Below are 12521 nucleotides of genomic sequence, written 5' to 3'. Positions count from 1 at the left end.
TAAATGTATAACGAAGATTATCTAATTCAAGTTGAACAAGCAATAAAGAAGCTTCAGAGTGGCGAAAGAGTGGTATCAATTGCATATGGTGACCATGTGGTGAGATATGCTGAAGTTCAGATAAATGATTTGCTCAGCCTCAGACAACGCATCAAAGGTGAACTAAAGATTGCTGGAATGAAGCCTAAACGAAAGATTATTTTTGCAACAAATAAAGGAGTTATATGAGGGAAAATTTTCTGAGAAAAGTTGTAAAAGAGGAATATTCTGAATTTTTAGAGCAATTAAAAACTTTTATAAAACTATGGGAGAATAGAGAGAGTCCAGTAAATGGAATAATAGATTTGTCACATTGGCAAGAAAATGTGAATTTTAAGCTAGACAAAGAGAATGGTATAGTTGGAGTAATTCACAAGGCAACACAAGGGCTAAAATATGTGGATTCAAAGTATGCGAAGAGAAGAAAGAAAGCTGAAGAAGAAGGATTACTCTGGGGAGCATATCATTTTGGCACAGAAGGAAACGGCAAGAATCAAGCTGATCATTTTCTAAAAACGGTAGGCGAAAGCAAAAATACCATACTTGCGCTGGATATTGAAGAAAACAAAAGTGGCAAAAATATTGCAGTTAAGCAAGCTGAGGAATTTATAAAGAGAGTTGAAGAAGTAACAGGAAGATTACCCCTAATTTATGGCAGTAGCTATTTTCTTAAGGATTTTGCCACGCCAACTTTGACAAAATGTCCATTATGGATAGCAAGCTGGAGAAAAGAGCTCACATTACCAAAAGGCTGGAATGATTGGATTTTATGGCAATATACTGACGGTAAAACAAATCCAGAGCCACATGAAGTAGAAGGAATCGGAAAATGTGACAGAAATAAATTTAACGGAACTTTGAAAGAATTAAGAGAATTTTGGTTAGTATGATGCTGAAAAATTTCAAACAACTATTTAGTAAGCCAAAAATCAAAAGTTCTGCTTGGGATGCAGCAGGCTCAGGAAGAAGAGTAATGTATTGGCAGGGGGAAACAGGAAGTATAAACAATTTACTCTCTCAAAGCCTTGAAACTTTGCGTAGTAGATCACGTGATATGGTAAGAAAAAATCCATATGCAGCAAATATAATTGATACAATAGTAAGTAACTCGATTGGAACAGGAATAAAACCACAATCAAAGGCAAGAGATGGAGAATTTCGAAAGAAGGTGCAAGAATTATGGCTAAGATGGACAGATGAAGCAGATAGCTGTGGAATAAGTGATTTTTATGGATTACAAGCTCTAGTATGCAGAAGTATGATAGAGGGAGGAGAATGTTTTGTACGTTTAAGAACGAGAAAGCTGGAAGATAGATTTTCTGTGCCATTACAACTGCAAGTACTTGAGTCTGAACATTTAGATAATAAAACAAATCAAACTTTAGGAAATGGTAATGTAATAAGAAACGGGATTGAGTTTAACAAGCTTGGGCAAAGAGAGGCATATTACTTATTTAGAGAACATCCAGGAGAAGGTTCGTTTGGAGAGTCAGTGAGAGTACCAGCAAACGATGTTTTACATATCTATAGACCACTAAGACCTGGGCAAATTAGAGGGGAGCCTTGGCTTTCGAGTATACTTCTGAAACTTTATGAGCTTGATCAATACGATGATGCAGAATTAGTGAGAAAAAAGACAGCAGCAATGTTTGCAGGGTTTATTACAAGACTTGATCCTGAGGCAAATATTTTAGGAGAAGGCGAAGCGAATGAGCAAGGAGTAGCATTATCAGGTTTAGAGCCAGGAACAATGCAGCTTTTAGACCCAGGAGAAGACATAAAATTTTCAGAACCGTCAGATGTTGGAGGAAGTTATGAAGCGTTTATAAGACAGCAACTGAGGGCAATAGCAATAGGAACAGGAATAACATACGAGCAACTAACAGGAGATTTAACCGGCGTTAATTATTCATCCATTCGAGCAGGGCTGATAGAGTTTCGCAGAAGGTGTTCAATGTTGCAGCATAACGTGATAGTGTTCCAGTTTTGTAGACCTATTTGGAATAGATGGCTAGAGTTAGCAGTACTTTGTGGAGAACTGAGTATAGATGAAAAAGTAGTAAAAGCAGCGAAAGAAGAAGTAAAATGGATACCACAGGGATTTGATTGGGTGGATCCGCTTAAAGACCAGCAAGCACAGCAAATGGCAGTAAGGAATGGCTTCAAAAGTCGAGCAGAGGTAGTATCAGAAATGGGTTACAATGTAGAAGAAATTGACCAAGAAATAGCAGAAGATCAAAAGCGTGCTAATTCTTTTGGACTTTGTTTCGATTGTGACGTTAATGTGCCATAAAATACAATAAGGGGAGGAAGGTGATGTGGATAAATAAACCAATAATGGTAGAGAGAAGAAGCTTTGAACTACTATCATTATATAACAGCAAACAACCTATCTTTAAGAATTTAAAGCATTTTCATATAAACCCAAAAGGAATAGCAATAATACGTATTTATGGAGTTTTGACAAAAAAAACAGAAGCTTTTGATCATATTTTAGACATGACTTCGTATGAAAATATTCATGAAGAGATAGAGAGTGCTTTAGAAGATAAAAGCATAGAGACGATTCTACTTGACATAGACAGTCCAGGAGGGGAAGTAAACGGTGTCTTTGACCTAGCTGATTTTATCTATAGTGCAAGAGGAAAAAAGAGGATAATAGCAATAGCAAATGATGATGCATATTCTGCTGCATATGCTATAGCTTCTAGCGCTGAAAAGATTTTTCTCACCCGCACTTCAGGAGTTGGGAGTATAGGAGTAATAGCAAGTCATATAGATCAAAGTAGATTTGATGAAAAGCAAGGTATTAAGTACACCACAATCTTTGCTGGTAGTCGAAAGAATGATTTAAACCCACATGAGCCAATGACGTCTGAAAGTCTGGGAAGCTTACAAAAAGAAGTAGACCGACTATATGAAATGTTTTTGCAGCTAATAGCAAGGAACAGAGGTCTTTCAATTGAAAAGATTCGATCAACAGAAGCAGGTCTATATTTTGGCGAGAAAGCAGTAGAAATAGGTCTTGCAGATGGAGTTACAACATTTTTTGAATTTATCAATAATCATAGGAGTGTTAGTATGACAACTAATGAGGAAGGCTACGAGAACTGTCGTAGAGAAATTTTAGAGATAATAAGATTATGTAATATATCAAAGATGCCAGAAAAGATAGGAGAATTTATTGAGCAAAGCGTAAGTGTTGAGCAAGCAAGGGAAGTTTTAATGGAGTTACTTGCAGAGCGAACAGCAAAAGCTGAGATTTTCAGCGCTTTACCACAAAATTCATCAGAAGATTTGATGATACAAGTAGCTAAAACTCGAGCGCAATCAAGTATTTAAGTTTTCTTATAACCGCCGCGTACAACAATTACAAACATGGCGGTAAAACTAAAGGGGAAAATAAATGAGGAAATTTTATGAGTTGTATAATCGAACAAAATAATCTAGGTGACTTATTAAAGTATGAGGCATCAAGTCTATATTCAAGAGACCAAATAACTGTAGCCAAGGGACAAAATCTTAAACTTGGTACAGTTGTTGGTAGTGATAAGGATAACATGATTAAGATAATAAATCCAACTGCAACAGATGGTACACAAACAGCAATAGGTGCGATAGTAAGTGATGTAAATGCGACAGAAAATGCCAAAGCAGTAATCATTACACGTATAGCAATGCTAGCAGATCATGCAATTGTGTGGCCAACAGGTATCACTGAAGAGCAAAAAGCTGCAGCAATAAAGCAACTTGAAGGACGAGGGATCATTGTCCGCAAGGGAGTGTAACTTAAATTAATAAGGGGGAAAAAGAATGCAAAATCCATTTACAAATACAGCATTTAGCATGACGGCACTAACAAATGCGATAAATATATTGCCGATAAATTATGGACGAGTTGAAAATTTAAATTTGTTTCCAAGTAGGTCAGTAAGATTTAGACATATTACTATAGAGGAGCAAAATGGAGTATTAAGTTTACTACCAACGCAGTTACCAGGAGCACCAGCAACAGTAGGAAAAAGAGGAAAAAGAAAGGTAAGAACATTTACGATTCCACATATTCCGCATGATGATGTAGTACTGCCAGAAGAAGTACAAGGAATAAGGGCATTTGGATCAGAAAGTGAACTGAAAGCGCTGGCAGACGTAATAACTGACCATTTACAGCTAATGAGAAACAAACACGCAATAACATTAGAGCATTTACGAATGGGAGCGCTGAAGGGAATTATTCTTGATGCTGACGGGTCAGAATTACTAAATCTGTATAACGAATTTGAAATAACACCAAAAGTAGTAAATTTTGCCCTTGGAACAGCAACAACAGATGTAAAACGTAAGTGTCTGGAAGTACTCCGGCATATAGAAGATAATCTAAGTGGTGAATATATGACGGGAATTCATGCACTGGTAAGCCCTGAGTTTTTTGATGCATTAACTTCCCATAGTAAGGTGAAAGAGGCATATGAGAGATGGCAAGAAGGAGCAGCGCTAAGGAACGACATGAGATCAGGATTTACATTTTGCGGAATAACATTTGAGGAATATAGAGGGCAAGCAACTGATCCTGAGGGAAATGTAAGAAGGTTTATAGAAAGAGAAAGTGGAAACTGTTTTCCAGTAGGAACAGCGAGCACATTTACAACATATTTTGCACCAGCAGATTTTAATGAAACAGTGAATACTCTTGGACAGCCACTCTATGCAAAACAAGAGCCAAGAAGATTTGATAGAGGAACTGATTTACATACGCAGTCGAATCCATTGCCAATGTGCCATCGTCCGGGAGTTTTGGTAAAAATTAGTTCTAGTTGATGAATATAGGAAAATTATTGGAAGATTGTTTTGAGCATTTAGGAGTGGAAGCCACATATTGTAATAAAAATAAGGAGGGCATTCGTAGAATAAAAGTGCTAATTAAACGTCCTGAGACTACGTACTCTCTAGGTGCAGATGGAGCATTAACTCAGCAAATTGCTTCTATAGAAATACGTGATCAGGACGTTACTTCCTTTAGCATTGGTGATTATATCAAGATTGAAAAAAGGTTCTACAAGATTTTTGAACCACCGTTAAAAGATTCTTCGAGTGAAATATGGAAAATTGAGGCAATAGAAAATGTTTGATATTAAAATTAGTAACAATATTAATGAAATAGTCTACAATATTGACGAAAAAGAGCAGAAAGTAAAACTGGCAGCTATAAAAGCACTAAATAGAACAGCACTATGGTTAAAAGCGCAAGCAGCTAAGGAAATCAGTGAGGAAAAGAAGATAAAATTAAGTTTGATAAGAAAGAGATTAAGAATTTTTAAAGCAAAAACAAGCAGATTAGAAGTGTTAATTAGAGCAAATCTCTACGACATTAGAGCATCGACAATTGGCAAAATACAAAAAACAAGAAGAGGATCGAAAGTAGGAAAGCATGAGTTTATAGGAGGATTTGCAGCAGTTATGCCAAAAGGAAATAGCGGTATGTTTAAACGTGAAGGAAGAGCAGCATTGCCAATAAAGGAAGTTAAATTGTCACTCGAACCTGAGGCTTCAAGGATAATAGGGAATCTTGTTAATTATGAGGTTGAGGAAGTGTTTGAAAAGTTCTTTGAACGTGATATTACAAGAAATATATGAATTTTAAAGATTTGCATAACGCAATCTGCACTACGCTGAAGAAAGAAATACCAGCAATTCAAACTTGTGAAATTTATCCATCGATAAGGAAAGAATTATTAGCGCCAGCGTTATTTGTAGAGCTTGTGAGTTTAGAATCGGGAAAAGATCCAGGAACAGAAGAATTAGCACTGAAAGCAAGATTTGAAGCACGAATTGTGATTGATAGCACAATAGAAAATGCAGCTATTATTGTCAGAACATTAGCTGCTGAGGTGGCAAAAGTTGTAAACAAAAATACATGGAATATAAAAAATGTTTCACCAGGAGAATTTATCTCTGCAGAAATTGACGGATTTAGACCCGAATTAGATGCATATTTGGTGTGGATGGTTGATTGGAGTCATCAGCTTCATTTAGGTAAATCGATATGGACAGAAAATAAGATTAAGCCACATACGATTATAATAGAAGAAAATGTTAGAGAGTAATTTTGCTATTTCAGAGCTGCAAAGAAAGTTAGCAAACATTGTACGAATAGGAGTTGTAAAAGAAGTAGATTATGAGAAAGCAAAAGTAAGAGTGAAGATAGGAGAACTTTTAACAGATTTTCTTCCATGGATAACTTCTAGAGCAGGAGAGGAAAGAAGCTGGCTACCACCAAGCATAAATGAACAGGTAGTAATATTGTCACCATTGGGAGAGTTATCATTAGGAGTAGTACTAGCTGGAATATATCAACAAAAGTATGCTGCACCAGAGAATAAAAAAGAAATAAATAGTGTGAAGTTTCAGGATGGAACAAGATTGTTATATGATAAAGAGAAGCATCATTTAGAGATTGAAGTAGTAGACAAAATAACACTGAAAGCTGGGGAATCGAGCATAGAGATGACGAAGAGCGAAATAAAACTGAAAGCAGATAGAATAAACCTTAATTAAATGAATAAATCGGTTGTACGAGTAGGAGATTATTGTGTAGAAGTAACACCGCATTTTTGCATTAGTGGTAGTAACAATGTTTTTGTAAATGGTAAGCCAATGTGCAGACAAGGAGAAAGTTTTAGTGAAGGAGAAGTAATGGTTCAAGGATCAAAAACAGTGTTTGCAAATGGGTTTGGAGCGGGAAGAGTAGGAGATATAGTTTCATGTGGGTTTAAAGTAATAAAAGGCAGTGAAAACGTGTTTGCAGGCTAAAAATGAAAGGGATGGACTCCAAAACAGGAAAAGAATTAGAAGGAATAGAACATCTGAAACAATCAATAATTGATATACTGACCACTCCTATTAACAGTAGAGTAATGAGGAGAGATTATGGGTCAAGACTATTTGAATTAGTAGATAAGCCAATAAATAGAGATTTAACTTTGGAAATCTATTCAGCAGTAGCAGAAGCTCTACAAAGGTGGGAGGAAAGATTTAAGCTAGAAAAAGTAAAAATGACAGAGGTGAAAGAAGGAAAAGTAACGCTTGATCTAGAAGGATTATACTTACCAAGCGGGAAAAACATTCATTTTGATGAAATTGTAGTTTAAAGATGAAGCAGCTAAATATTGTAGAAAAGCTGAGTTATGAAGAAATCTTTTCGAGAATGAAAGAAGAGTTAGTCCGTAGAGATGAAACCTTTTCAGGATTAGTAGAATCGGATCCAGCAATGAAGGTATTAGAAGTAGCAGCATGGAGAGAGTTGTTACTCAGACAAAGGATAAACGAAGCTGTAAAGGGTAATTTACTAAAATTTGCAACGGGAGAAGATCTTGATAATTTAGCTGAGTTTTATGGAGTGGAGAGGCAAAAAGAAGAAGATGATGAACGATTTAGAAAAAGAATTAAAGCAAAGATAGTAGGCTCAAGCACGTGTGGAAGCAGGGAGTATTATAGGTATCATGCACTGTCGGCAGATAGTAGAGTAAAAGATGCATTAGTAGAATCACCTATACCAGGAAAAGTACAAATTTCAATCTTATCAACACAATTATCCACAACTGGCATATTGTCAGAAGAGCTACTAGAAATTGTAAAAAAGCAGGTTACTAGAGATGATATAAGGGTTTTAACAGATACAGTAACAGTAGTTGGTTGCAATATTACGGAAATAGATATTCACAGCAGAATGAGCATAAGTCCTGTGATATCGAAGGAGGAAATCAAGAAGCAGTTCATTAAGAAGTTTGAAGCAAATAGAAGGCTGGGATGGAGTGTGACAAGATCATGGATAATAGCAAATCTATTTGTAGAGGGTGTAGAAAATGTGGAATTAATCGAGCCAAAAGAAGATGTTGTAGTGCTAGGAAATGAATGTGCAAATTTGCGAAATTTAAAGATTGAGTTGAATTAATGTTACTGCCACCAAATGCAACAAAACAGGAAAAAGCGCTAGTAGATGCGATAGATTATAAAGTAGATCCAAGCTGTATCAGGGGATTTAAGTTTAGATTGGAAGAAGAAACATTGCCGTGGATAATAGAAGAATATGGTTTAGAAGAAATACTACTCTGGGTAAAAGATAAAAGAAGAGCCATAGTAGAAGGAGTAAAATTTCAAAGACTGCGAGGAACACCTAAATCACTTAAAATAGCACTCAAGTGGGCAAATATAGAAGACATTACAATCATCGAAGAACCACCCGGTAAACACTTTTTTGAGTTGCAAGTAGGGATAAAAGAGGTACCAAATGACTTCTTCGTAGATGCAGTAGTAGAGCTGGCAAAACTATCACTGCCTGTAAGATCCAGATTGATGAGGATTTTTAACGATTATTATAATGCGCAAAGATTTATATTGGATGAGAGTTTATTTGGAGATCTTCTTTCTGACTATTCAGGGGTAAAAATAGAAAAAGATGGACCGGTGTTATCGTTTGGAAGAGTAAATTTCTTCAGGTTTAGTGTTACGTCAATTAAGGTTATAGAGAGTTATCTACGCAACCATTATGAACAAACATTTAGTAATGACATATATCGATTAGATGTAGCAGTACTTGGAGAAACAGAGCCTCATACAAAAGATTACAAAGGCGTCTATGAAAGAAGTCATCAGTGGTATAACTTAAAAGCCCTGTATCCTCTAACTCAAAGCTTATTACCATCGATTAAATTTGCTAAAGCGCAGATAGTATTATCGGACAGTTGGAACTTAGGAGAAACAAATGCGTGCTTTCCGGTTGGTAGCATAGAAGAAGAAGGAAATAAATTTGTATTGGGAAACGATAAACTTTCATGGCAACGTTGGAATTTAAAACACAAACCAATTTTAGAAAGGTTTAGCGTTACTCACAACTATAAAGTAGAAAATTATACAGATCAGAAGGTCAGAAAATATGTTTTAGCAGAACACAACGTTTACTATAAAAATGATTTGGATTCAGAGCAAAAAGACTCAATACACGAATTAGAAAAGCACATTTTAGTATTTTACCCGGGAGTACTGAAGTGGCATGAACATCGACATTTGCACAGAAGTTGGAAAGATAGTCGAATAATATCTCTAATAAGTTAAGTACTTATATTTAGATACTCATATATTATATTAATAATAGGTAAAAGTGTATGAAATAAAAAGAAAAAGACTTGCTTTCTCATGCTAAAAAGGACATGACTTGAATAGCAGCAGGTAAACATAAGAAATTTATCTGGCGCTAGAAAAGCTAATTTTGTGAGGTATGAAATGAGTTTTAGCAAGAGTAAGTTTTTTAAAGAAGTATCAAGTAACGGATTTAAAGATATTAATAAAAGAAATGAAGAAGGAGAAACGATATTACACCAAGCAGTAGAAATCTCTGATTACAAAACAGTAAGGTTATTAATAAATAAAGGAGCAGAGATCAATGCAAGAGATAAAAATGGTTATACACCACTACACTGTGCAGTATTTGCGAAAAGCTTAGAAAATATAAAAGTGCTGCTAAGATCGGGAGCAGAAGTAAATGCCACTCAATATGTCACTGGATGTACGCCACTGCACTCTGCGTGCAAAATAGGAGGAGCAGGAGTTGAAATAATAAAAGAGCTGGTAAAGGCTGGAGCTGAAGTTAATCAACTGAATAAGTACGGCGCAACGCCAATGTATTACATCTGGGAAAGTGAAAAGTATCGTCTATGTGATAGCAAAGAGAGTGAAAAGGCGAGTAAATTTCTGAGAGAAAAAGGAGGAATAACAAAAAGTAGAGAACTGACGTGCTATGGAATAGAGGGGCTAGTGGGAGAAATAGCAGACATGTTGAATGGAAGCTACATGCCGGAGCTAAAAATAATAGAGATAGGAGAAATAAGGAAGAGAGACAAATCGCTAATAAAGAAAGAATGTCAAAATTTAGCAAGCAAGATAATCAGCCAAGTGAATGAAATGATAGATGAGGCAGAAAATGTAGTAGTAAGAAAGGCTTAAAAAAGGGACTTAATTTTAAAGAAAGGTGGAGGTAAGTTATGGTAAAGCTCGGTAAAAAAGAGGAGTCACTATTAGAGAACTCGTTTAAAAATATTTATGAAAGAGACGAGAATGGAAGAACAGCTCTGCATTATGCAATAAACGCAAAAACAGTGAGGGTATTAGTTGAAAAAGGAGTGAATGTAAATGCAACAGATGTAGGAGGATATACAGCACTGCACCTAGCGGTAACGGAGAAACGTCTAGAAATCGTGAGAGAATTGATAAAATCAGGAGCAGACGTAAATGCGGAAGAATATGAAAATAAATGCACACCGCTGCATCTAGGATGTATGGTAGGTGAAAAAGAAATAGTGGAAGAGTTAGTGGAGGCAGGAGGAGAAATAGAGCAAGAGGATGAATGTGGGATGACGGCAATAGATTATGCGAAAAATAGTAAAGAAGTAACTGAAGTATTGAAGAAAGAAACGGACAAAATTGAAAAGTTATTTATGAGAGGCTGAAAACATGGAGGAAGAAATAGAAAAGAAAGTAATGAATTTAGAGAGAAAACCTTTGGATGAGCTGAGAAAAACGTGGAAGAAGGTATTTGGGAAAGAAGCGCCTAGATACTCAAAGAAATATCTGATACCAAGATTAGCTTATAGAATGCAGGAAAAAGCGTATGGAGAAATGTCAAGAAAAGGAGCAAAAAGACTGGAGTATCTGGCAGATCGGCTAGAGAAGGGAAAAAGAATAAGTAGTGACAAACTTCCAGTAGCAGGAACAGAGCTAATATTAGAGAGAGGAGAAGAGACGCATGCGGTAATGGTAACAGATAAGGGTTTAATCTACAGAGAAGAGTTTTACACGTCATTGTCAGCAGTAGCCGGAAAAATAATGGGAATGAGTTACAATGGGCCGCTTCTATTTGGAATGAGAGATAAGGAGAAAGGATGCTGAAAGAGGTAAGATGTGCGATATATACTAGGAAGTCAAATGAAGATGGTCTAGAACAAAAATTTAATAGTCTTGATGCGCAACGTGTAGCGTGTGAAAAATATATAAAAAGCCGAGAAGGATGGGTAGCATTGGTAAAAAGGTACGATGATGGTGGATATTCAGGGAAAAATTTAGAAAGACCAGCAATAAAGGAATTATTTGAAGATGTAAAAACAGGAGAAGTAGATTGTGTAGTAGTATATACGCTAGATAGGCTATCAAGAGAAACAAAAGACAGCATAGAAGTAACGTCATTTTTTAGAAGGCACCGAGTAAATTTTGTAGCAGTAACACAAATATTTGATAATAATACGCCAATGGGAAAATTTGTACAAACGGTATTGTCAGGAGCAGCACAACTAGAAAGAGAAATGATTGTAGAAAGAGTAAAAAATAAAATAGCAACATCAAAGGAGCAGGGGTTATGGATGGGTGGAACTTTACCGCTTGGATATGATGTAAAAGATAAAGAATTAATAATAAATGAAAAAGAAGCGAAAATAGTAGGGCACATATTTGAAAGATATTTGGAGCTAAAATCAATGGCAGAATTGGCAAGGGAGCTAAATAGTCAAGGTTACAGAACAAAATCAGATATCTTTAAAAAAGCGACAGTGAGAAGAATAATAACAAATCCAATATATATGGGAAAAATACGGCATTATGAGAAAGAGTATGAGGGAAAGCATGAAGCAATAATAAAAGAGGAAAAATGGCAAAAAGCGTAGGAATTGATAAAGAATCAACCATATAGAAAGGCGAAATACGAGGAAGCGTTGCTAAAGGGAATAATTAAGTGCAAGAGCTGTGGTGTAAATATGACACTAACGTATGCAAAAAAAGAAAATAAAAGGTACCGATATTACGTGTGCAATAACCATTTAAGGGGAAAAGGTTGTGAATCAATAAACAGAACTATAGTAGCGGGAGAGGTGGAAAAAGAAGTGATGAGAAAGACAGAGCAGCTATATGAAAAACGGGGAGAAAAGACCGAAGAAAAATGGAAAAATTTAAGTTTTGGAAAGCAAAAAGAAGTAGTGAAAAAGTTAATAAAGGGAGTAATGGTTAAGGAAGATGGAATAGAAGTGAGTTCTGAATCAGAGGAAAAGTTTATACCAATAAAGAAGAAAGGAAACAAATGCACAGTAGTAGAGCCAGAAGGAAAAACAAATAATGCGCTACTGAAAGCAGTGGTGAGAGCCCACCTATGGAAACGGCAACTGGAAGAAGGAAAATACGAAAGTGTGAAAGAGCTGAGTGCCAAAATTAATATAGGTACAAGACGTATACAGCAAATTTTAAGGTTAAATTATTTAGCTCCAAAGATAAAAGAAGACATAGTAAATGGAAGACAACCGAGAAATTTGAAGTTGTTTGATTTGAGAGAAATACCAATTCTGTGGAGTGAGCAGATGAAGAAGTTTTACAAATCGGTGTTATATTAATTGTGCAAAGCAAAAAGAGGGGATATGAAAATTATATAAGAATGTTAACTTGTAATC

At 35.8% G+C, this 12521-nt stretch carries 17 protein-coding genes and 1 pseudogene; all 18 read left to right on the top strand.

What is annotated here, in order from left to right:
• Positions 1 to 3: 3 nt before the first annotated feature.
• Entirely contained in the window at positions 4 to 228 is a 225-nt protein-coding gene (locus OPR28_RS01530; RefSeq protein WP_114517459.1) for a gpW family head-tail joining protein, read from the top strand.
• Entirely contained in the window at positions 225 to 929 is a 705-nt protein-coding gene (locus OPR28_RS01525) for a glycoside hydrolase family 25 protein (protein ID WP_265023353.1), read from the top strand. The genes OPR28_RS01530 and OPR28_RS01525 overlap by 4 nt, the downstream gene beginning before the upstream one ends.
• Positions 926 to 2332 (top strand): phage portal protein, encoded by a 1407-nt coding sequence (locus OPR28_RS01520; RefSeq protein ID WP_265023352.1) that lies wholly within the window; start codon positions 926 to 928, stop codon positions 2330 to 2332. Before OPR28_RS01525 ends, OPR28_RS01520 begins: the two co-directional genes overlap by 4 nt.
• Positions 2333 to 2355: 23 nt before the next feature.
• On the top strand, positions 2356 to 3381 hold the full coding sequence (locus OPR28_RS01515) for a S49 family peptidase (RefSeq protein WP_265023351.1): 1026 nt from the start codon (positions 2356 to 2358) through the stop codon (positions 3379 to 3381).
• Positions 3382 to 3458: 77 nt separating this feature from the next.
• The gene (locus tag OPR28_RS01510) at positions 3459 to 3827 is read left to right on the top strand and encodes a head decoration protein (RefSeq protein WP_077188124.1); all 369 of its coding nucleotides are present in this window, start codon (positions 3459 to 3461) and stop codon (positions 3825 to 3827) included.
• Positions 3828 to 3852: 25 nt separating this feature from the next.
• Positions 3853 to 4857, top strand: a complete 1005-nt coding sequence (locus OPR28_RS01505; protein WP_265023350.1) for a major capsid protein — start codon at positions 3853 to 3855, stop codon at positions 4855 to 4857.
• The gene (locus tag OPR28_RS01500; protein WP_141457308.1) at positions 4857 to 5168 is read left to right on the top strand and encodes a head-tail joining protein; all 312 of its coding nucleotides are present in this window, start codon (positions 4857 to 4859) and stop codon (positions 5166 to 5168) included. The genes OPR28_RS01505 and OPR28_RS01500 overlap by 1 nt, the downstream gene beginning before the upstream one ends.
• Entirely contained in the window at positions 5161 to 5673 is a 513-nt protein-coding gene (locus OPR28_RS01495) for a phage tail protein (RefSeq protein ID WP_213863530.1), read from the top strand. The genes OPR28_RS01500 and OPR28_RS01495 overlap by 8 nt, the downstream gene beginning before the upstream one ends.
• A complete protein-coding gene (locus OPR28_RS01490; RefSeq protein WP_138265010.1) occupies positions 5670 to 6143 on the top strand; it encodes a hypothetical protein in 474 nt (157 codons plus the stop codon). The genes OPR28_RS01495 and OPR28_RS01490 overlap by 4 nt, the downstream gene beginning before the upstream one ends.
• Positions 6130 to 6594, top strand: a complete 465-nt coding sequence (locus OPR28_RS01485; RefSeq protein WP_208571542.1) for a phage baseplate assembly protein V — start codon at positions 6130 to 6132, stop codon at positions 6592 to 6594. Before OPR28_RS01490 ends, OPR28_RS01485 begins: the two co-directional genes overlap by 14 nt.
• Complete coding sequence (locus OPR28_RS01480; protein ID WP_213863528.1) at positions 6595 to 6849, top strand: PAAR domain-containing protein; 255 nt, start codon at positions 6595 to 6597, stop codon at positions 6847 to 6849.
• 2 nt (positions 6850 to 6851) lie between these two features.
• Positions 6852 to 7187 carry a GPW/gp25 family protein gene (locus tag OPR28_RS01475; RefSeq protein ID WP_213863527.1) on the top strand — a complete coding sequence of 112 codons (336 nt, stop codon included), beginning with the start codon at positions 6852 to 6854 and terminating at the stop codon, positions 7185 to 7187.
• Between the two features lie 2 nt (positions 7188 to 7189).
• Complete coding sequence (locus OPR28_RS01470; protein ID WP_265023349.1) at positions 7190 to 7990, top strand: baseplate assembly protein; 801 nt, start codon at positions 7190 to 7192, stop codon at positions 7988 to 7990.
• On the top strand, positions 7990 to 9150 hold the full coding sequence (locus OPR28_RS01465; protein ID WP_265023348.1) for a phage tail protein: 1161 nt from the start codon (positions 7990 to 7992) through the stop codon (positions 9148 to 9150). The genes OPR28_RS01470 and OPR28_RS01465 overlap by 1 nt, the downstream gene beginning before the upstream one ends.
• A 168-nt stretch (positions 9151 to 9318) precedes the next feature.
• The gene (locus tag OPR28_RS01460; RefSeq protein WP_265023347.1) at positions 9319 to 10038 is read left to right on the top strand and encodes an ankyrin repeat domain-containing protein; all 720 of its coding nucleotides are present in this window, start codon (positions 9319 to 9321) and stop codon (positions 10036 to 10038) included.
• 38 nt (positions 10039 to 10076) lie between these two features.
• Entirely contained in the window at positions 10077 to 10541 is a 465-nt protein-coding gene (locus OPR28_RS01455) for an ankyrin repeat domain-containing protein (protein WP_265023346.1), read from the top strand.
• A 4-nt stretch (positions 10542 to 10545) separates the two neighbouring features.
• The gene (locus OPR28_RS01450) at positions 10546 to 10980 is read left to right on the top strand and encodes a DUF2924 domain-containing protein (protein WP_265023345.1); all 435 of its coding nucleotides are present in this window, start codon (positions 10546 to 10548) and stop codon (positions 10978 to 10980) included.
• A pseudogene (locus tag OPR28_RS01445) lies at positions 10974 to 12464 on the top strand (recombinase family protein). The gene OPR28_RS01450 and the pseudogene OPR28_RS01445 overlap by 7 nt, the downstream one beginning before the upstream one ends.
• Positions 12465 to 12521: the final 57 nt, after the last annotated feature.

Origin of the sequence: Wolbachia endosymbiont (group A) of Epistrophe grossularia, assembly GCF_947251435.1 — a bacterium.
GTDB lineage: Bacteria > Pseudomonadota > Alphaproteobacteria > Rickettsiales > Anaplasmataceae > Wolbachia > Wolbachia pipientis.
The sequence above is the reverse complement of the archived record's forward strand: the minus strand, read 5'-3'. Positions and strand labels throughout refer to the sequence as shown.

Bases quoted from the DNA above. Each gene is read 5' to 3' on its own strand.
- OPR28_RS01530 (WP_114517459.1), top strand. From the start codon at position 4: ATGTATAACGAAGATTATCTAATTCAAGTTGAACAAGCAATAAAGAAG.
- OPR28_RS01525 (WP_265023353.1), top strand. From the start codon at position 225: ATGAGGGAAAATTTTCTGAGAAAAGTTGTAAAAGAGGAATATTCTGAA.
- OPR28_RS01520 (WP_265023352.1), top strand. From the start codon at position 926: ATGATGCTGAAAAATTTCAAACAACTATTTAGTAAGCCAAAAATCAAA.
- OPR28_RS01515 (WP_265023351.1), top strand. From the start codon at position 2,356: ATGTGGATAAATAAACCAATAATGGTAGAGAGAAGAAGCTTTGAACTA.
- OPR28_RS01510 (WP_077188124.1), top strand. From the start codon at position 3,459: ATGAGTTGTATAATCGAACAAAATAATCTAGGTGACTTATTAAAGTAT.
- OPR28_RS01505 (WP_265023350.1), top strand. From the start codon at position 3,853: ATGCAAAATCCATTTACAAATACAGCATTTAGCATGACGGCACTAACA.
- OPR28_RS01500 (WP_141457308.1), top strand. From the start codon at position 4,857: ATGAATATAGGAAAATTATTGGAAGATTGTTTTGAGCATTTAGGAGTG.
- OPR28_RS01495 (WP_213863530.1), top strand. From the start codon at position 5,161: ATGTTTGATATTAAAATTAGTAACAATATTAATGAAATAGTCTACAAT.
- OPR28_RS01490 (WP_138265010.1), top strand. From the start codon at position 5,670: ATGAATTTTAAAGATTTGCATAACGCAATCTGCACTACGCTGAAGAAA.
- OPR28_RS01485 (WP_208571542.1), top strand. From the start codon at position 6,130: ATGTTAGAGAGTAATTTTGCTATTTCAGAGCTGCAAAGAAAGTTAGCA.
- OPR28_RS01480 (WP_213863528.1), top strand. From the start codon at position 6,595: ATGAATAAATCGGTTGTACGAGTAGGAGATTATTGTGTAGAAGTAACA.
- OPR28_RS01475 (WP_213863527.1), top strand. From the start codon at position 6,852: ATGAAAGGGATGGACTCCAAAACAGGAAAAGAATTAGAAGGAATAGAA.
- OPR28_RS01470 (WP_265023349.1), top strand. From the start codon at position 7,190: ATGAAGCAGCTAAATATTGTAGAAAAGCTGAGTTATGAAGAAATCTTT.
- OPR28_RS01465 (WP_265023348.1), top strand. From the start codon at position 7,990: ATGTTACTGCCACCAAATGCAACAAAACAGGAAAAAGCGCTAGTAGAT.
- OPR28_RS01460 (WP_265023347.1), top strand. From the start codon at position 9,319: ATGAGTTTTAGCAAGAGTAAGTTTTTTAAAGAAGTATCAAGTAACGGA.
- OPR28_RS01455 (WP_265023346.1), top strand. From the start codon at position 10,077: ATGGTAAAGCTCGGTAAAAAAGAGGAGTCACTATTAGAGAACTCGTTT.
- OPR28_RS01450 (WP_265023345.1), top strand. From the start codon at position 10,546: ATGGAGGAAGAAATAGAAAAGAAAGTAATGAATTTAGAGAGAAAACCT.